The organism is Paraburkholderia sp. UCT70 (assembly GCF_050434085.1).
In the GTDB taxonomy this organism is placed as follows: Bacteria; Pseudomonadota; Gammaproteobacteria; order Burkholderiales; family Burkholderiaceae; genus Paraburkholderia; species Paraburkholderia tuberum.
Genome location: NZ_JBNPVZ010000002.1, coordinates 2,660,866 through 2,686,976 on the forward strand (window position 1 = coordinate 2,660,866; position 26,111 = coordinate 2,686,976).

20 protein-coding genes are annotated in these 26,111 nt (G+C 61.6%); 4 read left to right on the plus strand and 16 right to left on the minus strand.

The window, feature by feature from the left end:
• Positions 1-26 precede the first annotated feature (26 nt).
• The 15 genes from OKW41_RS14580 to OKW41_RS14650 form a co-directional block, all read right to left on the minus strand.
• A complete protein-coding gene (locus OKW41_RS14580; RefSeq protein ID WP_429572955.1) occupies positions 27-677 on the minus strand; it encodes an SGNH/GDSL hydrolase family protein in 651 nt (216 codons plus the stop codon).
• 53 nt (positions 678-730) lie between these two features.
• The gene (locus OKW41_RS14585; RefSeq protein ID WP_429572956.1) at positions 731-4,786 is read right to left on the minus strand and encodes a cellulose synthase subunit BcsC-related outer membrane protein; all 4,056 of its coding nucleotides are present in this window, start codon (positions 4,784-4,786) and stop codon (positions 731-733) included.
• 12 nt (positions 4,787-4,798) lie between these two features.
• Positions 4,799-7,207 (minus strand): cellulose biosynthesis cyclic di-GMP-binding regulatory protein BcsB, encoded by a 2,409-nt coding sequence (gene bcsB / locus OKW41_RS14590; RefSeq protein ID WP_429572957.1) that lies wholly within the window; start codon positions 7,205-7,207, stop codon positions 4,799-4,801.
• 40 nt (positions 7,208-7,247) lie between these two features.
• Positions 7,248-9,635 (minus strand): cellulose biosynthesis cyclic di-GMP-binding regulatory protein BcsB, encoded by a 2,388-nt coding sequence (gene bcsB / locus OKW41_RS14595; RefSeq protein WP_429572958.1) that lies wholly within the window; start codon positions 9,633-9,635, stop codon positions 7,248-7,250.
• Positions 9,632-11,887 carry a UDP-forming cellulose synthase catalytic subunit gene (gene bcsA / locus OKW41_RS14600; protein WP_429572959.1) on the minus strand — a complete coding sequence of 752 codons (2,256 nt, stop codon included), beginning with the start codon at positions 11,885-11,887 and terminating at the stop codon, positions 9,632-9,634. Before bcsA ends, bcsB (OKW41_RS14595) begins: the two co-directional genes overlap by 4 nt.
• A gap of 103 nt (positions 11,888-11,990) precedes the next feature.
• Positions 11,991-12,413 (minus strand): BcsR/BcsP family cellulose biosynthesis protein, encoded by a 423-nt coding sequence (gene bcsR, locus OKW41_RS14605; protein WP_429572960.1) that lies wholly within the window; start codon positions 12,411-12,413, stop codon positions 11,991-11,993.
• A gap of 386 nt (positions 12,414-12,799) precedes the next feature.
• The gene (locus OKW41_RS14610) at positions 12,800-13,258 is read right to left on the minus strand and encodes a hypothetical protein (protein WP_429572961.1); all 459 of its coding nucleotides are present in this window, start codon (positions 13,256-13,258) and stop codon (positions 12,800-12,802) included.
• Between the two features lie 82 nt (positions 13,259-13,340).
• A complete protein-coding gene (locus OKW41_RS14615; RefSeq protein ID WP_429572962.1) occupies positions 13,341-14,474 on the minus strand; it encodes a mannitol dehydrogenase family protein in 1,134 nt (377 codons plus the stop codon).
• A 25-nt stretch (positions 14,475-14,499) separates the two neighbouring features.
• Positions 14,500-15,510, minus strand: coding sequence for a zinc-binding alcohol dehydrogenase family protein (locus OKW41_RS14620; RefSeq protein ID WP_429572963.1), 1,011 nt, complete (start codon positions 15,508-15,510; stop codon positions 14,500-14,502).
• Positions 15,511-15,623: 113 nt separating this feature from the next.
• Positions 15,624-15,938: an L-rhamnose mutarotase gene (locus OKW41_RS14625; protein WP_429572964.1), complete on the minus strand. Its 315-nt coding sequence runs from the start codon at positions 15,936-15,938 to the stop codon at positions 15,624-15,626.
• 25 nt (positions 15,939-15,963) lie between these two features.
• A complete protein-coding gene (locus tag OKW41_RS14630) occupies positions 15,964-16,596 on the minus strand; it encodes an amidohydrolase family protein (RefSeq protein WP_429572965.1) in 633 nt (210 codons plus the stop codon).
• Positions 16,593-17,609: an aldo/keto reductase gene (locus OKW41_RS14635; protein WP_187610742.1), complete on the minus strand. Its 1,017-nt coding sequence runs from the start codon at positions 17,607-17,609 to the stop codon at positions 16,593-16,595. The genes OKW41_RS14630 and OKW41_RS14635 overlap by 4 nt, the downstream gene beginning before the upstream one ends.
• Positions 17,610-17,723: 114 nt before the next feature.
• Positions 17,724-18,668 (minus strand): ABC transporter substrate-binding protein, encoded by a 945-nt coding sequence (locus OKW41_RS14640; protein WP_429443864.1) that lies wholly within the window; start codon positions 18,666-18,668, stop codon positions 17,724-17,726.
• A gap of 68 nt (positions 18,669-18,736) precedes the next feature.
• Positions 18,737-19,765, minus strand: coding sequence for an ABC transporter permease (locus tag OKW41_RS14645; RefSeq protein ID WP_184031637.1), 1,029 nt, complete (start codon positions 19,763-19,765; stop codon positions 18,737-18,739).
• Positions 19,758-21,305 (minus strand): sugar ABC transporter ATP-binding protein, encoded by a 1,548-nt coding sequence (locus OKW41_RS14650; protein ID WP_429573419.1) that lies wholly within the window; start codon positions 21,303-21,305, stop codon positions 19,758-19,760. Before OKW41_RS14650 ends, OKW41_RS14645 begins: the two co-directional genes overlap by 8 nt.
• Before the next feature lie 244 nt (positions 21,306-21,549).
• Between OKW41_RS14650 and OKW41_RS14655 the strand changes: the two genes are divergently transcribed.
• Complete coding sequence (locus tag OKW41_RS14655) at positions 21,550-22,290, plus strand: FadR/GntR family transcriptional regulator (RefSeq protein ID WP_429572966.1); 741 nt, start codon at positions 21,550-21,552, stop codon at positions 22,288-22,290.
• Between the two features lie 279 nt (positions 22,291-22,569).
• Here OKW41_RS14655 and OKW41_RS14660 read toward each other — a convergent pair whose 3' ends face one another.
• On the minus strand, positions 22,570-23,238 hold the full coding sequence (locus OKW41_RS14660) for an SDR family NAD(P)-dependent oxidoreductase (protein WP_429573420.1): 669 nt from the start codon (positions 23,236-23,238) through the stop codon (positions 22,570-22,572).
• A gap of 166 nt (positions 23,239-23,404) precedes the next feature.
• Here OKW41_RS14660 and OKW41_RS14665 point away from each other — a divergent pair, with 166 nt between their 5' ends.
• From OKW41_RS14665 to OKW41_RS14675, 3 genes are all read left to right on the plus strand, one after another.
• Positions 23,405-23,674: a hypothetical protein gene (locus OKW41_RS14665; RefSeq protein WP_429572967.1), complete on the plus strand. Its 270-nt coding sequence runs from the start codon at positions 23,405-23,407 to the stop codon at positions 23,672-23,674.
• Positions 23,675-24,608: 934 nt separating this feature from the next.
• On the plus strand, positions 24,609-25,535 hold the full coding sequence (locus OKW41_RS14670) for an alpha/beta fold hydrolase (protein ID WP_429443867.1): 927 nt from the start codon (positions 24,609-24,611) through the stop codon (positions 25,533-25,535).
• A complete protein-coding gene (locus tag OKW41_RS14675; protein WP_429443868.1) occupies positions 25,532-26,098 on the plus strand; it encodes a methyltransferase family protein in 567 nt (188 codons plus the stop codon). The genes OKW41_RS14670 and OKW41_RS14675 overlap by 4 nt, the downstream gene beginning before the upstream one ends.
• The last annotated feature ends 13 nt before the right edge of the window (positions 26,099-26,111 follow it).

Sequence of the window (26,111 nt, forward strand, 5' to 3'; positions counted from 1 at the left end):
GCAGGCGCAGCTCGAAGCCCGGCGCGTCATTTCTGCGGAACGACAGGCAGCTTGACCAGTGCCTTCATGATGTCCGTGCCCCAGTACTTGTAGCCGGTCGTCGTCAAATGCTGACCATCGACCGTCGCCCATTCGCCCGGCCTGGAAAACGTGAGCGAGTCGATGTACTGACACGGCGCGACATTGGCGGCGAGGAAAGACGACAGCTGCTTCACACGGGCGAAGCTCTTCTGATACTTGCCGCCCTCGGTGCCCCAGACCGGCCCTACCCAGACGCAAGCCGTCTTGTTGGCGGCCAGGTCTTGCGTCAGCGCCGTGACCTGCTGCCAGGCCCAGGCCTTCGGGAAATCGTCCTTGCTGTATCCGCCGATCGTGTCGCCCTGGACGATGATGACGAGCTTGGCCTTGTTCGCGTCGATCAATTGATCGACGGGTTGGGTCTTCGCGTTGTGGTCGATGACCAGGGGCGCCTTGCCGTTACGCTCGGCGCCACCGCATGTGCCGGGCACGGACTTCACCCAATCGCCAGGAATACTGCCGCAGACGCTGTAGGTATGCACCTGCGCGCCAGCGGCGATCAACTGATCCTGCAACGTATCGATGAGATAACCGGGTTCGCTCAGATGGCTATCGCCGACTATGAGAATGCTGAGACCAGCAAGTACGGAAGCAAGCATGACTCTTCGACTCCTGAAAAAATAATCAATGTCCGATCGATCAGTATGGCGGGCTACTGATCGCTGTAATGCGACTGGTAAGGGATGACCGGCATATCCAGCGCCTTCGTCTGTGGCGCAAGGGTATAGCGCAGATACAGGCCCGCCGCCCACTGCCGGTAGCTGGACGAGTTGTTGGCGCCCACCGAGGCTCCGCCAGTCAGATGATTGGTGAAGCGGTATTCGGCCGTGGCCAGCAGGTTGTAGCCGAAGCCGGTCGAGGACTGGTCGGGATGGATCGCGCCGTCGGCGAGGCCAATCGTCGAAGCCGCCGACACGGCTGCGGCCTGCAACCCGCTGTCGGTCGGGAAATACGGCGAGCCGGCCTGGTGGTAGTACTGCACACCGACGGCCCCTTGCAGCTTGTAGGTCCAGCGCTCCGAACGCTGCGCCCACGTGAGCGGCAGGTTGAACGCATAGAACCGCTGCGGGCTGAAGTAGCCGCCGTTGCCGTAGGTGAAGTTGTTTTCGTTGTGGTCGTAGATCATGCCGCTCAGGTTCACGCCCGCGCTCAGCATGCTGTTTTCCGTGCGCAGCAGGTACCAGTACGTCCCGGCGCCGACCTCGGCACCGACGTTGGACTGGACGTTATGACCGTCCAGGTATTTCACGGAACCGTAGCCGTAGACGCCGTAGTCCTGATTGTCGAGGCCGATCGCGCCATGCACGCCGGTGGCGGTCACGCCACCCCAGCTCAAGCCGGATCGCGAATCGGTCGAGCCAGCAAAAGACGTGATGCTGTCCGTCACGGCGCGGCGCGATACGCCCACGTTGAACCAACTGCCCTGCCCGGCATCGATGGAGTTCCTGAACATCACGCCGCCAACGACATTGGTGTACTTGAAACCCAAAGGCGTGGTGCCGATGTCGGCCATCCAGTTCCCAGTCTCGTAGCCGAGACCCAGACCGACGCCATAGGCGGTCTGTTTCCCCGGTGCGGCGACCTTGCCGGCCTGCTGCGCCCGGGTGGCGGCCGGGCCGCCGCCGAACTGACTGGCGCTGAAGACGTCGGTACCCAACGTGCCGCCCTCGAGTTCAACCGGCGTCACGCGAATGGAAAGCTTGCCGTTGTCGACCGGCAGCACCCCTTCCAGAGCTTGCTGCACGCTCGTCAACTGACCCGTACCGGGTGCTGCGTTGTTCGACGAGACGAACAGCCCACCCCTGACTTCCGGTGAACGCTGCGCACGGAGGTCGCTGAGTTCATTACGCATTTCCTCGAGCGACGGCGATCCGTCCTGAGGCTCGCTCACCGCGACCGTGTCTTGCGGCGCCAGGCCGCCAACCGGCGTGCCCGCCACGGTTGGCAGAGCGGATGAACCCGAGGACGAGCGCTCGCGCGCAGCCGTGGATGTCACGGTCGAAGCAGTCGCGCTCGCCGCGGTAGCAGCCGGAGCAGCCGGAGCAGCAGCGGGCCCGAAACCAGCCTTCTGGTTCGCCGGCACGCTATCCGGCGCCGCGGGTTGCGGGGCGAACGTTTCGGCAGCGGGCGCGCGACTGTGGCGGACCTGACGACGGTGACCGTCGTCGTGGTGGACAAAGGGATTGCCCGCCACGTGGACGTCTTGCGCCTGCACGCCGAGCCGCTTTTCCTTGGCGGCAATGGCGGATTCCAGCAGCGACTGCGCTTCGCGGGTCTTGCCCTGCATGACGTAAATGCGCGCGGCGCCGGCCAGCACGTCGGGATCGTTGGGCGCCTTCGCAACGGCCTCTTTCAATGCCGCGTCGGCAACGCTGTTCTTGCCGGCCTGCACTGCCGCCATCGCGACGCCCAGTTGCAAACCCGGATTGTTGGGGTCGTTGACGAGCGCCTTCTGGTAAAGCGACAGTGCCTGGTCATACTTGTCATCGGCGGCGTACATGCGCGCGAGCGCGGCCGTGGCGAGGCTGTCGTTGGGGCGCTTCGCGAGGATCGGCGCCAGCGTGTCGTAGGCCTGCGCGAGGTCACCTTGCTGACGTTGCTGGTCAGCCAGTCGCACGGTGTAGAGGTAGTTCAGTTCGTCCAGTTGCCGGCGCTGGTCCGCGGTCAGCGTCTGGCCGTGCATCTCGCGCATCGCGAGCCCGGCCTGGACATTCTGGCCGGTCTTGAGCAACAGGCCCAGATAAGCCAGTTGCACATCCGGGCCGCTGCCCTTCAGACCGTTAGGCATCAGCCCGTGCATCAGGCTCATGGCGCGCGGCGTGTTGCCCGCGTCGACATACGCCTGCGCCAACGCGCCCACCTTGGCCGGGTCTTGACCCGCCGCGGGTTCGAGCCGCGCCAGCATACTGCGCGCATCCTCCAGATTGCCTTCGAGCGCCGTTTGCGAGGCTTGCGCCACGACCACCTGAAAATCGATCTGCTGCGCCGTCGCAACCATGTTCGGCGTGCGCAAGGCGGTGGAGATGCGCGTCATCGTGTCCTGCGCGCGCGTCCAGTCGCCCATCTGCATGGCCAGCAGCGCGCTCGCATAGAGCGCTTCGGGATTGTCCGGGTTCGTGACGAGCAGGCCGTCGACGAGTTGCTTCGCTTCGTCGGCATGACCCTGTTTGAGATCGTAGCGCGCCAGTTCCAGACGAATCCACGGGTTGTCGGGCGCGCTGCGCTGGGCGTCTTCCAGAATGTGCCGGGCCGCGCTCAGATCGCCACGCTGCGCGGCGGCATCGGCCCGACCGGCGGCGACGGCGGCGCGCAGCCGATCGAGCCCGCCGATGCCGGCCTTCTGCTCGCGTGACATGCCGTCGATCAACTTCTGGGCCTCATCGGCGCGTCCCGTCTGCGCCAGGATATCGATGAGGCCGCTCGCCGCCTCGCGGTTATCGGGGCTTGTCGCCAGCACGTCGCGGTAGCCCTTTTCAGCACGCGTCAGATCGCCTTGCGCCGCATACAACCGGGCCGACGCATTGCGCCCGCCCGGCTCGGCTGGATCCAGCCGCAGCGCCTGATCGAGTTCGCGTCGCGCGGCGGCGAAGTCGCCCACGTTTTGCGCGCCCTCGGCCTGGTTCACCAGCAGCCAGTAGCGCGCTGAATTGAGGGCCTTGGCCCAGTTCGCGCCCGCGCCCGGACGCGACACCGCCCGCGACAGCAGCGTCTGCGCCTGCGCCAGGTCGCCTTGCTGCATGCGCACGAGGCCCAGTCCCCCCAGCGCATCCGTGCTGTCGGGTTTGTCACGCAGCACAGCGGAAAAGGACTGCTCTGCCGCGGTGATGTCGCCTGACTTGAACGCGGCGAAACCGCGTGTCAGTCGTGCATCCACGACCGGACCGGCCGGTGCGAGCGGATGCGGCGCCAGCATCTGATGGCGTATTTCGTCGTCGTCCGGATGCAGCTTCAGATAGTCTTCAAACCACGATCTGTTTTTCGGCGTGGGCGTGACCCAAGTCAGCACGGAGCGCCAGACTTCCGTCGCTTCGCCGCCGATGTCCGGACGAGCGGCAAGCTTTTCCAGAAGGGCGACACCCGCCGCGCGATCCTGTTCGTCGCGCACCATATGCTGGGCCAGCGGCAACATGAGGTTCGGATCGTTCGGCGTCTCGGCATTCAGGCGCTCGAGGCCCTGGATGGCCTGATCCACACCGCCATCCGTATAGCCCAGATAGCTGTAATACTCTCGCGCCACACTGCCCTGCGGCGCTTTACCGCCCAAGGCCTTGTTATATTCGGTGATGGCCGCCAACAACGCGGCCTGATCCTTCTGGTTGACGGCGTCTTGCGCCATCTGGCGCGCCTTGGCGAACGTGGACTTACCCGGTTCGACCGCGAGGCGCAAGCTCTGCTCGAGCAGCGGCACGAAGCGGCTGCCCGGCGCGGCCGCACGAAGTCTGGCCAGATACCCGTTCGCCGCCGCGAACTGCTGCTTGCCGACGGCGATCGTGCCCATCCCATACAGCGCCTCGGGCTGCTTCGGGTCGCTCAGCAGCAGTTTCGACCAGGACTGCGCGGCCAGATCGGGCTTGTCATGCGTTTGCCAGTAGCGGCCCTGTTCCAGCAGCATGTTGGACGTAGCATCCTGCGCCCAGCCCGGGTGGCCGACCGATGCGACCATCAGTCCGAGAATCCAGGCCCGGTTGCGGCTGCGTCTGACTACCATGACTTTCCTTGATTATGATTGTTGCTGCCGCGATGCCCGCAGCCGCTCACGGGCTTCAGCGTCGCGCCGGGCCTGGCGGCGCCGCAAGAACGAAAACAGACCAACCGCGATCAGCACGAGCGCGATGATGCCCAGCGCCTTCAGCACCCACGCGAGCGACAGGCCGAATGAAGCCAGCCACCAGTCGAGGCCGCGCCAGATGCCGAGATGCCCGACGTAATAGGTATGCTCGCTCACGAGCGAATCGACTTCCGTGCCGCGGATGGACACGAGGCTTCCCTGGATGGGCTGCTCGCCGGAGTTCGGCGCATCCAGCAACGCGGAGACCGCATCCTTCAGGCCGTCGGGCTGATTGCTGGCCAGCATGACCACGCTGCGGCCCGGTTGCTTCGGCGATTCGAAGCCTGCGAGCACGGCGCTCACGCCCGGCCCCGACCAGGCCAACGACAGGCGGCGGGGTTCGGCGTCGAGGCGCGGGTTGGCATGGAACCAGCCCAGCACGCGACCCGGCAGATCCGATACGGCGAACTGCGCGCTGTGGTCATACGCCGCGGGCATGGTCTGCGCCCAGTCCTTGAGCCAGGCTTGATCCGCACCCGAGACGATCACGAGCAGATCCTTGTCGGACGGCATCGCGTCGATGCGCTGACCGTGCAGCACGGTGACGCCGCGCGCCGGATAGCCGGTCGAATCGCCCATGCGGCCCATCACCGCCAGATACGTGCTGTATTCCGGTGGGCCCGCGTTGGGGCTCAATACGACGTCCGTTCCGGACAGGTCGGCCATGCGCGTGAACGGGAAGCCCGCCTGGGCGAACGAGGCCAGGTTCGGCATGGCGATGTAGTGCGGATACTGCGACAGATCGATCGTCGATTCGGGATCGACCGCGCCGCGCACGTTGTCGATGATGATGTCCCGGCACTCGCCCTGCTTGATGTAGTCGTACATGTAGCGGAACTGCAACTGGGTATTCGGCTGCAACAGCGCCTCCAGCGGCACTTCCAGTTTCGCCTGGCGCGGCAGGCTGCTGTCGGGCAAAACTTCACCCCGCAGCTTGCTGCCGCCCTCGAGCCGTTCGAGCGAGAGCAGCGGAATCGACTTCATGAACTGGTCACTGACGCTGAACAGCAGCGACGAATTGACCATATAAGGCTGCGGCGTATAGCGGTAATGCAGGTCGATCGGCACGTTGGGCGCGTGCCAGCCGAACAGGTCGGGCGGCACGCGCATATTGATGCGGATCAGATCGGGGCTGTAGCCCGACACCTGCAATTGTTTGGCGTCGACGAGTTCGCCCAACGACATCGGACGGTCGGTGCGCAGCCAGCGCGGCGCATCGTACGGCTTGCGCGGCGCGAGGTCGGCGAACCGCGTGATGAGCGCGCTCGAACCCGACAGCGTCTGGCCGCCCGTGACCAGCGCGTCGGCGGCCTGCTTGAGTTCCTTGCCGTCACGGCCCATCACCAGCAACAACTTGCCGTTGGGATCGTTGGGGTTGGTCACGACGGCGAGAGTCGGACCTTGCAGCGGCGAGTCCGCCAGGCTCGCTTGCGCCGCGCTGTCGACGATGACGACCGCGTTGCCCCTGGCAGGCACGGTAGAAATCGATACCGGGAATTGCGCGCCGCGATAGTTCGCCAATGCGCCGAACCACGACGACACGGCGCCGGCCGCTTCCAGCGCTGCCGTATCAGGATTGCCGGCGAACACGAACGGCAGGTTCAACCGGCGAATATCGTGCTCGTCGAAGAAGGGTCGCGGCAGGCGAGCCAGATCGCCGGCCTGCGCCAGCGGCTGGGTGTCGATGCTCAGCGTACTGTCGTTGCTGATGTTGGCCCACAGGCTCGAATGCAGCGGGTCTTCGCACTGGTTGGTGTAGTGGCCGATCAGTTGCAGACGCAGCTTGCTGTTCGCGGTGAACAGATACGGCGGCAGCGTGATAGTGCGCTGCAGGTTGGTGCCGGACGTGTTTTTGGGTACGTCGATCGATGCCGCCACCTGATCGTTGACCAGCACATTGATGTGCGACAGATCGGGCAGCAGCGCCGGCGAATAGGCATAGCGCAGGTTCAGTCGCGCACCTGTGACGACCCGATCGTCGCGCACGCCGACCGGCAGCGTATTGCTGCCGTCGACGCCGCGCAGGTTGAGCGCGTATTGCGCGCCGAGTTGCTGCAGCGAATAGGTCACCGTCGAAGAAGCCGCGGTAGCGGCTCCGGCGTCCGGCGCGGACTGCAGCGGCGCCGCGTTGCTATCTCCCGTTGCCGGCCGCGCGGACGGGTTGGCCGCGCCGCCGGCCGAAGCCGACGCGTCCTGCCGCGCAGCGGCCGCAGCCGCCGCTGGTTGCGCGGCCTGGGTTACCGTCGATGTGACAAACACACAACCGAGCAACAGTGCCGGCCATACGGGTTGCGCAGTCATGCAACGCGCAAGGCGTGCCCGGGAGATGTCAGGCCGTCTTCTAAACATGAGAACCTCTTCGTCCTTCTTCTCGTTGCGATGTCTGGGGAATATCCAGGTCTAATCGATTCAGGGCACGCCGGTGCAGAAACACGCCGCCGAGCAAACCTATGAGCCCGACGCTGGCGAGCGTCGCCACGAGCAGCAGCAGGATGTGGCTCGCGAAGAACCATTCGAGCGCGAGCCCAGGCGGCAAGGACCCGATGAAATAGCTTTGATCGTTGCTCAGCGTGCTGAGCGTGCCGTCATGCACGACCACGAGGCTGCCGCTGATCTTGTCGTCCGGACGCTTGCTGATGAGGTAGCGGTTGGCTTGCAGCACGTCCACGACAGCGTCGAGACCGTCCGGCGTATTGCCCGATACGACCACCGCGCTGCGGCCGCGAGCCAGCGGCGACTCGAGTCCCGCCAACATGCCGTCATGGTCGTCGCTGCTATACAGTGCGGCGATGGCGGCCTCGCGTTCAGCCTGCGCATGCCCACCCGTCAGCTTTTCCCACCACGCGGCGATCCAGCGGTCCGATGAAGCAACCGGAGCGAAGAAGCCGCGCGGCAGATCATCACGCCATGCTTTGAGCAAGGGCTGGTTATCGCCCGAAGCCAGGACGAGCAGGTCCTTGCGACGCAGCGCGTCAACCTGCGCTGGATCGCCCACCGTCACGCCCAGCACCGGATAACCCGTGGTTTGACCCATGCTGCCCATCAGCGTCAGGTAAGCGGAATAGTCGCCAGCGACCGGCTGTGCGGGCAGGATCACCGCCGTTTCGGACAGATCGGCCATCCGCGTGAACGGAAAGCCTGCGTCTGCGAAGGCGCGCAGATCCGGCATGGCTGCGTAACGCGGCAGTTGGGAAATGTCGATCGTCGAAGTCGGATCGATGGCGCTCAGGAGCGGGCCGCCGGGCACATCCTCGACGCGGTCTTTCGGCGCCACGGACTCGTAGCGATAGTCGAATTGCAGCGTCGTCAACGACGGCAGCAGATAGGTCGGAACGCGTATCACCGCATAACCGTCCGACGCGTCGCCTGTCAGCGGCAAGGTCTGCAGGGGCGTGTTGCCGGCCAGCACACCGAGCTCCGAGCGCGTTGACTCCGGACGGGCCGTATAGCGGTAATGCAGGTTCAGCACCGCGCCGCTGTTGTCAAAACCGAACAGACCCGGCGGCAGACGCAGGTCCACATTGATCGCCCCAGGGCGAAAGCCCTGCACCGTCAAGCGGTCCGCCGATAGCATCTCGCCCAACTGCACCGGGCGGTCACCCGGCAGCCAGTTGGGTGCGTCATAAGGCTTGCGCGGCACAACGGAAACCGGGGCGTCGATCTTGACCCGAGAGCCCGACAGCGTCTTCGCGCCAAGCACCAGCGCGGTCGCGGCCTCGCGGATCTGCGCGTCGTTGCGGCCCATGACCAGCAGCAGCTTGCCGTTAGCGTCATTGGGGTTGGGCACGATGGCCAGCATCGGCCCTTCCACCGCAGGCAGGGTCAAGCCCGGAACCTCGCCCGGCAGCGCGAGCACCACCGCATGTCCATGCGCGGGTATCGCACCCAGGCTCGCGGAGAAGTGCGCACCGCGATAGCCCGCCTGCGCACCCAGCCACGAGGTCACGATACCGGCCGATTCGAGGCGCTGCGCGCGAGGCGCTTGGGGCAGCACGACGGGCAGGTCCACCCTGCGCACATCGCGCACGTCGAGGAACGGCGCGGGCAGTTGCGACAGGTCACTGGACAGGGTCGCCGGAACCACGGTCAGTTCCAGCGCACTGTCCGGCCCGGGCTTCAGCCACAGGTCGGAACTCAGCGGATTGTTGCCCTGATCGCTCGCCTTGCTATGCGCGATCAACTCGAGGGTGAGCTGGTTGAACCCGGACAGCAGCGACACCGGCAGATCCACACTGATATGCGCCGGCGTCCGCGGCGCCGGTTCGGGCAACGCTACGGTCGCCCCCACAACGCTGTTGAGCAACACCTTGAGATGCGAGAGCGTAGGCAGCAATGTGGACGAGTAACTGTAGTCCAGCACGAGCCGCGCGCCGACCACGCGCTCGTCGCGGCGCAAACCGAACTCCATGCCCGCATAGGCATCCTCGCCGAGCAAGGTCAATCCCTGCTCCGCGTTTTGCCGCAGCAGCGGGATCCGGTAGGTATACGCGTCGGCCGGCGCCGCCGCGCTGAGTTCCGGGTGCGGGCTTTGCCGCACGGCATCGACCGGGACAGCCGACGCGGGCATCGCCGGCGTAGACGCCTGAGATGCGAACGACGCTGCCGATGCAGCGGGCACCGTCGCGGCCAGCACGTCGCCCGCTCCGAGCAACAGGACCGAACACAACACCGCGCCCAACCGGCGCGCGCTCGTCAAGGAGCGCAAAAGCGACAGGTAGCCGACACTCACGATTGCTTTGTTCCCAAGTCGCTTGCCGGGTCCGCGGACGAACGGCCAAGGCGCTCACGCCCACCCAGGAACAGATGCCGGAACAACTCCCCGAAGCCGCGCATGCCGATGCCGAGCACCTCAAACAGGCTTCGCAGCGGCCTGTCGGGACGATAGCTGCCCCATGAGGCGATCCAGCTGTCGGCGCGCGAAAACGTCGCCCCTATCCAGGCGCGCTCCTGAGCGATCGTCAGGGTCGGAAAACTCACGCCGATGGTGCGTCCGCGGCACACCTGCACTTCGGCCGGGAAAACGTCCTCGTAGTCGTCGCGCAACACCGCCACCGTGATGCGATCGCCGTGCTCCGGCAACGGTGCGCCCTCAGGCAACACCAGCCCCAGACCACCGTGCGAATAGTCGCTGGTCTGACAGTCGATGCGAGTTCCGTCGGCGTGAATCACGGCGGCCGGCAGTTCGATCTGGACCCGCGGAGCGAGACGCAACTGTCTCGATTCGCTCGCTACGCCCGCGGCCGCGCTGAGGTTCATGATGTTGTAGGTTACCCATATCAGGTTGAACAGAATGCTCGTCGCTTCGGGCCAGCCCGGACTGCGGATCAGACCTGCGACACCCACCATGAATCCGGTCAGATTGATGAGCAGCAGAACGATGTAGGGCCGGGCCATCGCCCAGTCCAGGAAGGACTGACGGATCACCCCGCCTTTGGACGTCACGTTGAAGCCTTTGCTGCCTGGAAAGAGTACGGCTTGCAACGCGGGCAGAATCACGTACCAGGCCAGTACCGTTTCGTAGACTTCGCTCCAGAACGAATGTCGGAAACGCCCTTGAATGCGCGAGGCGCCGACGCTCGAAATGACGAGATGCGGCACGACATAGGCCAGCACCATCAGCGCGGAAGCATGAAAGACGTGCGCGCCAAAGAACAGATACGCCATCGGTGTGATCAGAAACACGATGCGCGGCAAGCCGAAGAAAAAGTGCATCATCGCGCTCAGGTAACACAGACGCTGAGGCAGTGTTAGCCCTGCGATCAACAGCGGGTTGAAGCGACGGAATATTTCCGCCATGCCTCGTGCCCAGCGTATGCGCTGACCGACGTGACGCCCCAGACTCTCGGTGGCGAGACCCGCTGCCTGAGGGATGGCGAGATAGGCCGTGTTGTAGCCCCTCGTGCACATCTTGAGCGCGGTGAGCGCATCTTCCGTGACACTTTCCGTCGCCACCCCGCCTACATCCTCCAGCGCCGAACGCCGCAGCACCGCGCAGGAACCGCAGAAAAAAGCGGCATTCCACAAGTCGTTGCCGTTTTGCAGCACGCCGTAAAACAGGTCACCCTCGTTGGGCACCGTGCGGAAGGTTTCGAGGTTGCGCTCGAACGGATCGGGCGAGTAGAAGACGTGCGGCGTCTGCACCATGGCCATCTTCGGATCTTTCAGGAACCAACCCATGCAGACCTGCAGGAACGAGCGCGTGGTGACGTGATCGCAGTCGAACACTGCGATGTACTCGCCGCTCGTCCTGGAGAGTGCCGCGTTGAGATTGCCTGCTTTGGCATGTGCGTTGTCCGGCCGGGTCAGATAATCCACGCCAGCCTGCTCGCAGAATTGCCGGAATTCGTCACGACGGCCGTCGTCCAGCACATACACGCGCAGCTTGTCGGCCGGCCAGTCGAGCAGCGTGGCGGCCAGCACCGACTGCCGCACGACCTGCAGCGGCTCATTGAACGTGGGAATGTACACATCCACCGTCGGCCATGCCGAGCTATCGGCCGGCAATCGCGCAGGCCGGCGATGCAGAGGCCAGAGCGTCTGAAAGTAGCTGCACAACAGCATGAGCACCGCGTACCCTTCGGCCAGCAGCAGAAGGCAGCCAAAGGTCATGTCGAGCGAGGTGGTAAAGGACAGCGTCTGCGTCAGGCGCCAGTACAGGTAGCGCAAGGACATAAACACCGACAATGCCACCATGGACACCGTGATGATCCTGCCGCGAACGCGGTTCAGCAGAACCGCGACGACCATGCAAAGGATGCCAAACGTCCATTGCTTCGACACGGCCAGATTGACCGTCATGGCAGAAGTGAACAACAGCGCGGCCAATAGCGTCACTGCCAGCCGCAGCCAGTTCGACGCCCATAGCGGTGTCCCCGCTTCCAGAAGTTTGACGTCCCAACTTCCGGCATCGTTACTCTGGTCCGTGTTGCGCGTTTGCCGCCGCTGCTCCGTCTTGCTCAGCCTACGTTTGATCTGTGCCATGGAAAGGTCTTCTAGCGCGTGCGCCGGTTCGGCACGACGCGCAGGTTCGCGGCCACCGTGGTTTTAACCAGGCCGTCATTGACGGAACAGACTGTGACGAAGTTCATGACGTCTGGCGTTGCGGACCACCTTCTTGAGGCTCACTCCGTTCCCGCAGGCGCGCAAACACGGCGCTCAGAGAGTCCGGCTGTTGAGGAGCGGTGACAGGTTCGGGATTGAACTGAAGGACCGGCTGTTCGGGGGCGGCTTGCAATACCGGAAGAGATCCGGACACGGCAGCGGGGACGGCTGGCGCAATCAGCTGCGGCGGCGCGGCGGGGGCCACTTCAGTCACATCGGTGGGAAGAACGGCTTCAGCCTCGCGAGCCGAGTCGTCCCGGGTCGTGTCCCCTGGCGACGACGTGGTCTGCATGGACCAACGCCCACGCGAACCTTGCACCTGCTCTATTCTTTCTATTTCTTGATAATGCGACGGGCTCACGCCCAACATCTGGAAGAGATTCGAAATGTCTGATGCACCGCTCATACGCCATCCCCGTCGAACTGGCCATATTGTTTGTTGCAGACTGCACCGCGTACTGGTCGGGCAATCTGCTGTAATTTTTACTTAGGAATAAGGATAACCATTATTTCCGTTACATCATTGCGTCCGCCATAATAATTCCCAAATCGTGAGGCGGCGCCGTTGATACACTCGCCCTTTAGAGACCTCTTCAGGAGAGCCGCGCCCAGGTCTTATTTTTCAGCCAAGGCAACCGAGGGCCCCGCCGCTGCGGTACGAGCGTGTAACTCATGAGACACTCTTGCGTTCAGGATGAGCGGCGCTATTGTACAGCGGAACTTAATGCGTGGCCCCAAATAATTCCAATCTATATATCGGCTATTTCAGAGCAAAGTTAAGCGTTTAAAATGTTAAATATGGTCAGTCAAACGTTTGCTTTTTATTGGGCGTCCGATTATTTCCGAATTTGCGCTGGGAATCGGTTTTAAAAAGCGCGCCGTGGTGTTGCCCTTGAGGTCATTGTCATGAAATCGCCCCGGATCTGTTCGAGCACTGGCAACCAGTCGCCGTACTGTCGCTGCCGGTAAATCCGCATCGATGGATACCGGGTCGACGTCGAGCAGCAGCCGTGTCGGCACACCGAGCGCGCCCGACAGATGAGCAACCGACGTGCATACGGTAATGACCAGATTGAGATTGCCGACGAGCGCCGCCGACTCGTCGAACGACTTCAGTTCTTTCGTGCAGTCGACGACATCCAGTCCGTCGGACGCCATCGTCGCAAGCTCTTTCTCGCCGTCGACCTGCAGGCTATAGAACCTGATGCCGGACAGCGAGCCAAACGCTCGCGCATAGAGCGCGGGCGGCATTGAACGCAATGGATTGCGCTGGTGCGTACGACTGCCACATAAGGCATTTCCAAGCTTCGCAATGGCAGGTATTCGGGCTTGGCTAAATCGATGCGACGCGCTCCAGCATCGCTCGTATTCGCAGCGGTCCAGGCTTCACGCCGAGTTTGTCGGCAAGTTGCACGAGCGGCAGAAAACGCCGCTGCAATTTTTCTGTGTGATTCTGCGCGATGTCCGCTATCCGGTGCTCAAGAAACGGATTGAGTAGGCGGTCGCGTAACTCGACGAGATAGGCGAGAGCCTGCTCGCGCTGACCGAGGACCGCAAATGTCGGGAGCACATCTTCCGCCCAGACAGTTTCCAGGCTGGCGCGTAGTATCAGGTCGTTCATTGCCTGACATACGGTCTCGTCAACCGGTCTGCGGTCCTCTAGCCACCGCTCCGCCAGATAGCTGTGACCGAGATTGAGCAGGAACAACTTCAGGCGCTCGAAGTGCTGCAGATCGTCAGTCAAAACGATGTTTTCATGAGTGCAGGGTAGAACCAGCCCCGGCTGCTGCTCAATCGCCCAGAGCGCATACGGTTCGGCAACGGCGCCCACCGGTTCAATCGCCTGCGAAACGATGCGGTCGACGAGCGAATTGGCCCATATGCAATGCGTTCGAAGGTAGGTGGTGAACGGCTCCGGCAGCCGCCACTTTACCGCGAGAGTCACAACAAGTTCGCGCAACGTATCGCCGTTATTGACCACGAGTTCGCATGGAAAAAGGGAGAGCGGCGCATCAGGGTTTCGTTCCCAACGGGCATGAAGCAACACCAGCAGTTTTGCCGGAAAGCTCTGTGGCACGCGCTCCGGATGATTCACGAGCGTCGCGGTATCTCGGTCATCAAGCCGGAATCCCCTGTCTCCCGTATTGGAAACAATCACTTCGACGTGCTCTGCCACGGCGTCTCGCACTTGTGCCCAATGAGACTCGGCGTGCCATGCTGCGCGCACCGCGTTGCCGCTCAGCATCTCGTCCACCAGCACTCCGTGACGCATACCTCGAACCCGTACCGGATATCGCCCGCCCTCTGCCAGCGCTGCAATACGCTTCTGACTGGACTGGCTGCTGGTGGTCTGCACGACTGTAATGCCACCGAGCGCGGCACCCCGCGTCATGGCTTCCGAAACAAACAGGTCGACATGCGCCTGAAGAAAGCGGCTAGTGCCGAACTGGAGAATTGGCTGGCTCATGGCAAATATCCGATATGCGTCAGAGTCAGCATTCGATGATGGCTTTCACTACACCTGCGGACGGTTCGAGCAGTTTCGAAAATTCGGCAGGAACATCGGCAAGCTTCATCCGGTGCGTGTTGAGTGCCGCATCGGGCACCTGACCGGCACGCATGGCCCTGAGCACAGTTTCGAAATCTTCCGCAGTCGCATTGCGGCTTCCGATCAAGGTGGCTTCGCGCTTGTGGAATTCCGGATCGGAGAAAGTGATCTTGTCTCTCACCACGGAAATCAACACGTATTTCCCGCCGTGCGCAATAAACTCAAAGCCACGCTCCATGGCAGCCGGATTGCCCGTCGCATCGAAGACCACATCGAAGAATTCGCCGTCGGTGAGTTTCGCCAACTCGTCGACGTCCATATCACCGATTTGCACAGTAGCCGCCACTTCAATTTTCTCAGCGCAGAATTTGAGACGATCGAGCCGTGTATCGAGCGCCGTCACCGTGGCCCCGCGCAGACGTGAAAAGATCATTGCGGCCATACCGATCGGACCTGCACCGACTACCAGCACGCGCTGTCCCGTCTGAACGTCTGCGCGACGAACCGCGTGCGCGCCAATGGCGAGAAATTCGATCATTGCCGCCTGATCGAGCGTGATTCCTTCAGCCTTGTGAACGAACTGACGCGGCAAACTTAGATACTCCGTCAATGCGCCATCACGATGCACGCCCAATACCTGAATGTTCACGCAGCAGTTCGTTTTTCCGTTCCTGCAGGCAATGCACTGCCCGCATGACAGGTAGGGCATCACGTAGACCGGGTCGCCGGCGTCCAGGCCGGAATCCGTGTCGGCTTCTTCGACCGTGCCCGACAGTTCGTGTCCCATCACGCGGGGGTAGGCGAGAAATGGCTGATTGCCGGTAAAGATGTGCAGGTCGGTGCCGCATACGCCGACGCGTCGCACGCGTAGCAGCACTTCGCCGCGATCGCGAGGTGGCCGTGAGCGCGTCTCAGCGCGTAGTACGCCGGGAGTTTCACAAATAATAGTGAGCATGAGGTTTCCTTTTTCAGCTACAGAACCCGCGAAGCCATAGTGCGGTTTCGATGCGAGCCCGGTTAATTTGTTTCTTCATGGCGAGGTCAAACGAGTGCCGTGTCGAGACAACGCTATTCGAGATAAAAGACCTCTTCCATCTGTGCCCAGTGTTCCGACGGCGCACGACTCACCAACGGTTTCTGGCACGGGCTGCACAGGCTCCACCAACGTTGTGTTTCCGGGTCGCTCGCAATCTTCGCCATATCGCTTTCATAGTCAGTTCCGACGTATTCCCAGTAACCAAACAACAGGTTCTCGGGCTCCCGCAGGAAAATCGAGTAGCGGGTGACATTCGAGCGTTTCAGGCGATCGAGCACCGTCGGCCACACCTGCGCATGCAAGCGTTTGTATTCGTCGATGTGCTGCGGATCGATACCGATGACCATTCCCATTCGTTGCATTACACTCTCCCTATTCTTCGAGCCGGTAGAAGCGATAAGCGTTGCCGCCGAATACAGCTTGCAATGTACATTTTCGAGTTTGGCCAGATCTGCCATGTCGGTTCGCCACGGCTCCAGTTTGCCGGACAGCGATCAGTGGCTTGGCCGCATGATCTATAACAATCCGAAGGCCGGGGTAACGCCTCGCGAACGCGACCACACCGGGGAGTTGACGCGGGACGACCAGTGCATCAAATGCAAGGTCATTCGCGAGCATCGCTGTGATCGCCGATCGCAATGCGGGGTCGTCGATCCAGTTGTCGTCGGCAAGATCCTGCAGCATCGGCCGCAGCGCTTTCAGCTTCGGGTGGCGGGCCAAAGCATCGATCTGTTGCGGCGCCTCCGGTGATTTCAGGTCGACCCATCCCACCACTCCGCGAATAAAACAGTAACGCTCCGCCAGTTCGAGCAGGAATCCCGTGTCTTTGCTGTCCGGTAAGGACTGGACCAGCACGCTTGCGTCGATGCCGCATTGCTCAAGCAGCGGTTCAAAATCGGCCGGCCCAAAGTCTCGATAGATCGCTTCGAGGCTGGCAGGCGGCCAATGCCCCACACGCGCCGCGAGGTGCCAGAAATGGTGATGTGCGTCGATACGCAGGCTCACTCGACCACCTCGGGCACAGGTGCGGTGTCCGCAATCAGACCGTCCGACTTCAGCTCCTGCCACAATCCGGCTGGCAGCGCCTGCTCAAACCACGCGACGTTCTGCTGGAGTTGTTCGACACTGCGCGCGCCCACCACGCACGACACAACCGCAGGATGCGCAAGCGGAAACTGCAGTGCCGCAGCGGGTAGCGGAACCTCGAATTCGCGGCAAACCTCAGCCAGCCGGTTGACGCGCGACACGACACCGGCGGGGGCGTCCCCGTAATTGAACTTGCCGTTACCTGCCAGCACGCCAGAATTGAACACACCGCCGACCACGATCGAATTCCCATACCGTACGCAATTGTCGAGAAACGGCGCGAGACAATCCTGCTCGAGGAGGGTATAGCGGCCCGCCAGCAACGTCACATCGAGCTGTAATTCCTGCATGGCTTCATGCGCGACCTGCCACTCGTTCACGCCGAGGCCGATGGCTTTGACCACCCCTGCGTTGCGCAGCGTGTCGAGCGCGCGGAAACCGCCCCCTTCTGTAAGCTGTTTCCAGAATTCGACGTTTGCATCCCCATGTGTCATTCGACCGATGTCATGCACATACAGCAGATCGATCTGCGCAATACCGAGACGCTGCTGGCTGTCTTCGAAAGACCGCATGACGCCGTCGAAGCTGTAGTCGTAGTGCGGCCGGAAAGGAAGCGGCTCAGCCCAGCCGTCGTCGCCGCATTGAACAGTCGGATCCGGCCGAAGAAGCCTGCCGACTTTCGTACTCAGCACGAACTCGTCGCGTGGCCGCGCTGACAACGCGTTGCCCACGCGGCGTTCCGAAAGCGTGTACCCGTAGAACGGCGCAGTGTCGAAATAGCGCAGACCGAGCGACCATGCTTCGTCCATCAGCGCGCGCGCCTGTTCCGGCGGCATCGTGCGATACAAGCCGCCAAGTTGCGAACAGCCCATACCCAGTGCGCTCAGTTGCACCCCGGCACGCGACACCTCACGCAGATCACTTGCTTTCATCAGGAATACCGTTCCCAGGGATTCATTGCTGGATGTTCAACGCTTCACAGCGCGTCTTGAGTAGCGCTGGGCTCAAGGGCGGACAACGCCGTCTGGCGTCGTCCGCATCGCGCTTCAGTACAAGACATTCTTCGCGGCGGGCTGATCGATGTTGTCCTTCTCGACCATCACGACACCGGTATCCAGTTGCTTCGTAACCGGCTTGTGTTCGATGACATCCACCGCCGTTTTGACACCCTTGTAGCCCATCTGATACGAGCCCTGGACAGCGATGGCCTGGATGGTTCCATCCTTGACGAAGCCCTGGAGGTCCTGGTTGCCGTCAAAGCCGATCGCGACGACCTTGCCGGCTTTCCCGGACTGCGCCAACGCGCGCCCCATTCCCACAGCAGTCGGTTCATTTGCACCGAAGATGCCCTTCAGATCCGGATTGGCCGACAGCACGTCGGTCGTCTGATTGAGCGCGGTCGCCATCTGCGACTGCGAGTAGAACGGTCCGACAATCTGCAGCTTCGAGTGCTGCGCGAGATACTGCCGGAACCCACCCACGCGGCCAATCTCGGAACCGGCGCCGGCGACGTACGACATCACAGCGACTTTCCCCGTCTGTCCGACACGGTCGATCATCGCTTTCGCGCACAACTCACCGGCCTTGACGTTATCGGTCGAGAGAAACGACTGGTAATACTGCTTGCCGGAATCGGACACGAGCGAATCGATCAGGACGACCGGAATTTTTGCCTCCCAGGCCTTCTTCATTGCCGGGACCAGCGCGTCGGGATCGGACGGCGCGAGCACGATCGCCGCGACATGCCGGTTCACCGCGTTCTCGACCATATTGACCTCGTCCGCCACGGCTGACTCGGTCGCCGGTCCCTGAAACGTCATCGTGTAGCCGTTCAGCCCTTTCATGCCCTCCGTTGCACCCTTTTGCACGTTCTGCCAGAAATTCGAGTTGGCCGTCTTGACGATCACGGCGATCTCTCCGCCCGCCGCATTCGCGTGCGCCGTCACTGCGGTCAAAAGTGCGGCGGCCAATGCCAGATACGTCTTCCTCATGTCTCACTCCTTGGGTTGGTGATTGCACTGCTTTGTTGGACTTCTCGAATGGCTTCATTCGATGTGCTTCATCGACGGTTTCTGACCTGGTCGATCCAGACCGTGCCGAGAATGACCAGTCCGATGATGATTTGCTGGATGAAACTCGATACGCCGTTCATGTTCAGGCCGTTGCGCAGCACGCCGATGACAAACGCACCGATGGCCGTACCGGAGATCGTGCCTACACCGCCCATCAGGGACGTCCCGCCAATCACGGCGCTGGCGATCGCATCGAGCTCGTACATGACGCCTTCGTTTGGTTGCGCCGTGACGAGGCGCGACATCAGCACACAACCCGTCAAACCGGCGAGCACGCCGGACAGCACATAGGTAAACAAGGTGACGCGGCGGACATTGACGCCGGAGAGCCGCGCAGCTTCGGCATTCGATCCGACTGCGTAGATGTGGCGGCCAAGCGAGGTGCGCGTCAGCATGATCGACACGGCCACCGCCAGCACGACCATGATGATCACGGGATACGGGATCCCCGGAAATACCGTATCGGGGAACCCGTCTGCCCCGATATGCGAGATGCGGAACAACGCGCCATTTCCGAGTTCGCCGAACGCGTCGCCGAGTCCCGAAACCGGGCGCGCGCCAGTGATCTGAAGCGCGAGACCACGCGCGACCAGCATCATGCCGAGCGTGGCGATAAAAGGCGGCAGACCCATACGCGTGACGCACAGGCCATTAACGAATCCGCACAGGCCGCCCACCACGACGCCGCCGAGCATGCCGAGAGGAATCGGCACGCCAGCCTTGACGAGCAACGCGGCGACCACACCAGACAGCGCGAGTACGGAACCCACGGACAGGTCGATTCCGCCCGTAATGATCACGCAGGTTGCCGCCACGCCGAGATAGGCAATCGACGTCACCTGCAAGGCCACTGTCATGCCATTGTCGACCGAGAAGAAAGCGGAACTGGTCAATGAAAAGACGGCCACCAGCATGATCAGACTGCCGAGCGCGGCAAATTTCTGAATCAGGTCGCGACGCCGGAGCTTCGCGCTGGTGTCGACAGTAGTGGTCTGTTCGGATGTTATTTCAAGCATGATTTCGTCCCGATGCGAAGTGCATGATTTCTTCCTGATTGGTGTGGCGCGTCTCCAGGATCGTGGCGATCCGGCCTTCGTGGAATACCGCGACGCGATCGGACATGCCGAGAATTTCAGGCAATTCCGAACTGATCAGCACAACGCCGATGCCCTGCGCGGCGAGCTTGTCCATCAGCTTGTAGATCGCGTATTTCGCGCCGACATCGATGCCGCGCGTGGGCTCGTCGAAAAACAGAATCTTCGATTCGCGAAACAGCCATTTGCCGATGACAACCTTCTGCTGATTGCCGCCGGACAGGTTGCGCGTGAGTTGATGGACCGTCGGCGTGCGGATGCCGAGCGTTTCGACGTAACGCCGCGCGATCGCCGCTTCTTCCGCGAAGCGGATGAAGCCGGCGCGCCCCGACACCGCCTCGATATTGGCCAGCGTGATGTTGGTCGCGACCGGCATCTTCAGCGCGAGACCGTCGCTCTTGCGGTCTTCCGACAGATACGCGATACCGTGGCGAATCGCATCGATAGGCGAGCGGATCGAGACGCGCTCGCTCCCGATATGAATCTCGCCGCCGTCCGGTTGGTCAGCGCCGAAAATCGCCCGTGCCACTTCGGTCCGGCCTGCGCCCATCAAACCGGCGAAGCCGAGAATCTCGCCTCGCCTCAGTTCGAACGAAACCGGCCCAAATGCCGGTGCGCGCGACAGATTGTCGACGCGCAGCAGCACGTCCTGCGTCGGGACCGAGCGGCGCGGCGGGTACGCATCGTTCAGCGCCCGGCCGACCATCCGCGCAACGATCTCATCCATGCTGGTCGCCGCGAAATCGTCGGTTGAAATGTGGTGTCCGTCGCGCAGCACCGTCACGCGGTCGACGATCTGCTTCATTTCGTCGAGACGATGAGAGATGTAGACAATGCCGACCCCGTTCTCGCGCAACTCCTTGATGATCCGGAACAGGTGCATGGTTTCGGATTCCGTGAGCGACGAAGTGGGTTCGTCCATGATCAGCACCTGGGCGTCGAGCGAGAGCGCCTTGGCGATTTCGACCATCTGTTGCTGGGCGATCGACAGCGTCCCCACCAGCCTCGTGGGCGGCAACGACAATCCAATGCGGGCGAGCGCGCGCTGGGCGTTCCCATTCAGTCGTGCGCGATCGATGAACGGCCCGCGTTTGGGCTCGCGTGCCAGGTAGATGTTTTCCGCAATCGACAGGTGCGGCACCAGATTCAGTTCCTGGTGAATGATCGCAATGCCTGCTTCCTGTGCCTCGAGTGAGGACGCGAACCGCCTTTCCATGCCGCGAAAAACGATCGTGCCGGCATCCGGCTGGTATTGCCCGCTGACGATTTTCATCAGGGTTGACTTGCCAGCGCCGTTTTCGCCACAAATTGCGTGCACTTCGCCGCGGCGCAATTGGAAGTGCACGTCCTCCAGTGCAACGACACCGGGAAACCGCTTGCCCAGTCCGCTCAGTTTCAATAGCTCCGGGGGTTCCTTTGACGCGAAGGCGTCCACCACGCGCGGGGCCAGGTCAGTGCTCAGATCTGTCACACGTGTCTCCTTCTTTTGTGTAGAGGCGCTGCCATCGGTCAGGCCAATCTGATGCAGATTAAAGAATAAACGGCGATTTTGGTCAAGCCAATTTGCAATATACTTCTTCTGGCCTTACCAAGGGCAAACCCGAACTGTTCCTGCGAAATGCGCCGAAAACCTTGTCAGGCTTGCGTGGTAGACTTTGATCGCTGGTCGACAGACGACCCGGGCCATTTATCCTTGCGGCAGCAAAATGAAACAGACCGAGCCAAAGCGGCTTTACCAATTGGTCGCCGACCAGATTCGCGGCCTCATCCACGGGGGGGATTTCCCTCCGGGGTCGAGACTGCCGCCGGAGCGCGAGTTGTCGCAGCAACTGGGTGTTTCGCGCCCGTCTCTGCGCGAGGCGTTGATCGCACTGGAAATCGGCGGCAGCGTCGAGACCCGCATGGGTTCGGGCGTCTATGTGCTCGAAACCGCAAACGAAAGTGAAGGGTCACTGGCTGTATTAGGCGAAAGTCCGACGGAAATCATGCAGGCCCGGGCCGTAATCGAAGGCAGCCTCGTCGTGCTTGCCAGCACGCGGCTTACGGCCGGCTCTCTGGACCGGTTGCGGCGCAGCGTGGATGCGATGCATCGCCTCGCCTCTGCCGGCAAATCTCCTCTGGAACCGGACCGGCAATTCCACCTGATCATCGCGGAAACGGCCGGCAATACGGTGTTGAGCCGGTATGTGGCCGATCTGTTTGACGCGAGACGCGATCCGATCGGGGCGAGGATTAGCGAACTCGTCGAAAATACGGCCACATGGATGGCTGCGGTTGAGGAGCACGAAAAAGTCCTGCATGCACTGCAAGCAGGAGACCCTATTGCTGCAGAAGCGGCGATGCGTTCGCATCTGAAATCTTCTGAAGAGCGTTGGGTCGGAATTGACATCAAGAAGGTCACACCCAACGATGCGGACGGTAAAGTTACCCGCGTGCGACTGGGTTGAGTTGCGAATTCAGCCGGTTGAATTGCCAGTTAAAAGCAGGTGATCGTCGATGCCATAAGCGGATCGCCGCGGCCGCCCTGGGCGGCGCATGCCGCTTTAGTTGTTGAAGTTCGTAAAGCTGCACTTCCAGGTCGACTTTAGACATTCAGCACCGACAGGGGAATGCGTTCTAGTCCGCGTCGACAGGTTTGGCGCGCTGGCGCGGCGCAACCACGCCGCCGCGTCGTCAGACCCGCCGTTCGCTTCTGCCGAAGGCAAAAACAGCGCTCGTTTGAAACTTCATAGCGATGCTCCACCGCATATAACGATCTGCTGACCAGTAATCGCACCCGCCTCTGCGCCCAGCAGAAACGCGGTCAATGCGGCCACTTCCGACGGTTGAACGAAGCGGCCAATTGGTGGCATCTTCGGCGGCGTTCCTGCGCGCATCGGGTCGGTGAGCAACGGCGTATCCGTCGCACCGGGCGCCACCACGTTTGCCGTAATTCCGCGCGGCGCGAGTTCCGCGGCCCAGGAGCGTGCCATGCCCACCAGCGCCGCTTTGGTGGCCGCGTATTGACTGCGCGTGACGGCGCCGTTCGCGGTCCGGCTGCCGATCAGCACGATGCGGCCACCGGCGGGCATTTTGGGCATCAACGCATTGGCGAGAAATGCGGCGGCATCGACATGAATCCGCCACATCGCGGCGCCCTCATCTTCGGTCAGTTCGCCGAGCGGCGCCGTGCGCGTGAACCCAGCTGCGTGCACGAGTGCATCGCATGAGGCGATTGCGTCGAGAGCAGACTTGAGCGCCGAGAAGTCCGTCACGTCCACGGGGACAATGGTCAAACCTTCGATGCTTTCCCTCGACGGCGTCCGGCACAGTCCAAGTTTGACAATACCCGCTGGGATTGTCCGGGATTTGAGCCTGGACCGCGGACAGCGAGCGTCAGGCTGTCGCGATATCATGAATTGTTGCGTTCCGAAAGATCCTGTCCGTCGAAACGGGCCTGGAAGCCTCTTGGATTCGCATCGTTCTGCGGGCGCTGTCGAAGCCACCCGCAAACATGCGCTGGGGATCCGATAGCGTTACGCGAAACGCACCAGATGATTCCCCTCGCGGAGCGAGACGCTGATGACCATCATCACCAGATCGACGCTGATGTTTGGCTTGATATGCGCGTGCTGCGTGGCGGGTACGGGCAAGGCGGAGCCAAACGACAGGCTTTTAAAGCTGCTGCAGTTGCAAACCTTAAATCGTATGGCGTCAGATGCCGCGCCGAAGAAGAGCAACGCTTCGGGCGGCGACAGTGCGCGTCAGGACCGTGGGGCAGACCGTAGAGGGTCCCAGCCACAGCCAGACGATCGCGGCGCCCCCGGCAGCGTGCCGGCGCGAAAGCCGTAGCGATACCGTAGCAATCGAAAATCGGCGACAGGGGAAAATAATCCGCTCCCGTTTGTTGCAGACCGAATCCTGAGAGTATTCAGGAAGGAACAGAAGCAGCCCGCAAAGCCTCCAGTCCGGCCACCGGCCCGGCTCTGCAGCGGCACCCGTGCCCCACGATCGGGCTACCAGTCCGGACCGGGCCGGTTCAGGTCTTGGCGAGGGCGCCGCGCTCGCAAATTCGTAGCCTAATCGTCGGCAGATCCGATATCTAATGGTTGACGTTGGACCCACAACGCATCGCGACGATTTCTAGAGTCCTCTCCCGCGCCGCGCGCCTTGCGAACGCCCATTACCGCGCAGCCTGGCTAGCCCGTGGCCTAACTCGGCCAGATACAGCTTTGTTCATCGAAGATCTTCTTCGAGTCTGTTCTCATTGGCTCCGATCGCGCATCCGGTCGCTGGCTCTTGGTCCGGCACCGGCTTGACGGCCGCTATCGAAGTGCAACCGTGATTCGTTGAATCGAACCGGGCGTCAGGTGATCTTCGGCGTTTTCCGTCATCCCGGCATTTGCGCTGATGAGAAGCCTACGGGTTGGTTTCCAGACATTCGCGCCTCGTGAATGGCGTCGATGCGTGCGCTGCGGCCGACTTTGCTTTTCTGATGCCGTGAATTTCCATGCTAATGGCGCTTGTCGGCGATCTCCAGAAGAATGATAATTCATTAAGCATGAAGCAGTATTTTTTACACAATTTTCTTGTATAAAAAATTAAAAAACGCGCTTGATTTTTCACATTTGTTAAGACAATATCGATTCGCCGGACATTGCGTCGAGCCACCATTAAATGCGATTGATTTCAGCAGCTTAGCTGGCTGTGTCCTGTCGTGTATGTCGCATTGTCGCCGACATTTAAACGTCAATTCGTCATGCATTTCTAAATGCAGGGGGGCCCTATGTCCGTCGAGAAACTTATCTTTCGTTTACCTAACTCGCTTAAAGTACAAGTCGAATCGCATATTTTTGAAGTCGGTCGTAAAACCGTAATACTGGTGAATGGCGCTTTAGCGACAACGGCGTCGTTCGGACAGACAATCAAGTATCTCGGCGAGCGATATAACGTCATTTGCTTCGACCTGCCTTATGCGGGGCAATCAAAGCAGCACAATCGGGCCGGTTCCCTCCTGACGAAAGAGGACGAAGTCGAAATCCTGCTGAACCTGATTCAACACTTCGAGCCCCGCTTCCTGTATTCCGTGTCATGGGGAGGACTCGCATCATTGCTCGCGCTGGCGCGGCAGCCTGCTTCCATCGAGCGGGCGGTAATCGGCTCCTTCTCACCGTTTCTCAACGATGCGATGGTCGCCTATGTGACGCAAGCGAGGCATCTGCTCAGTACGGGCGAGAATCTGCAAGCCGCGCAACTGCTGAACGACACCGTGGGAAAACATCTGCCGCGCATACTGAAACTCCTGAATTACCGCTATCTGACGAGCCTGCCGGAGGAAGAGCAAAGCCAGGTCGCCTTTCACGTCGAGCAGATACTGGCGTTAAGGCCCGAAACGTATCTGGATCAATTGGCGAACATCCGCTGCAGGGTGAAGTTCATCAACGGCGAGCTCGATGAATACACCACTGCGCACGACATTCGCACCATGGCGCGCTATGTCCGTCACGCGCAGTTCGCGACCGCACCGAACACCGGGCATTTTCTTGAACTCGAAGGACGGGCGCAGGCCGCCACGATGCGCGAAGAAATTCTCGGCTTCTTCGGCGTCAACCAGGAGTTCGATCGTTCACGGCTCGACGCGCTGTCGCCCGCGGCAGAAGCGCAAACGTTTGCTCACTCGGGACTGAACATCGAATTCGGGAGCGGAAAGTGACGATCTATCACACGCTTGCCGTTCTCGGCCCATGGGCCGTCTGGGTCGCCTACTGGATGAAAGCATCGTCCGGTGTGAAGAAAACCCTAAAACGCGAGGATCGACTTTCACGCACGCTTCAGTCGATCCCGCTGATCATCGGCTGTGCGCTGGTTGTGTTGCCGGACGGCGCCGCCATCTCGAGTCCGGCGGGCGCTCATTTCGATTTACAGCAATGGATCGGCCTCACGATCGTTGTCGCCGGTCTCGCTTTCTCAGTGTGGGGCCGTCGCCATCTCGGCCCTAACTGGAGCGTGTCGGTCACGCTGAAAGCCGACCACGAACTCGTACGCAGCGGCCCTTACGCGCTCGTGCGTCATCCGATCTACTCAGGTTGCCTGCTGGCGATTGCGGGCGCCGCGCTCGTCAACGAACAATGGCGCGGCGTGATCGGCTTCATACTGATCTTCGCTTCGCTCGCGTACAAGGTGCGCGTCGAGGAACAGTGGCTCTCCGAGTATTTCGGTGCACCATACCGTACCTATCGCGAGGAGGTACGGGCGCTCGTGCCGTGGCTCTATTGAGGAGCCGCAAGCA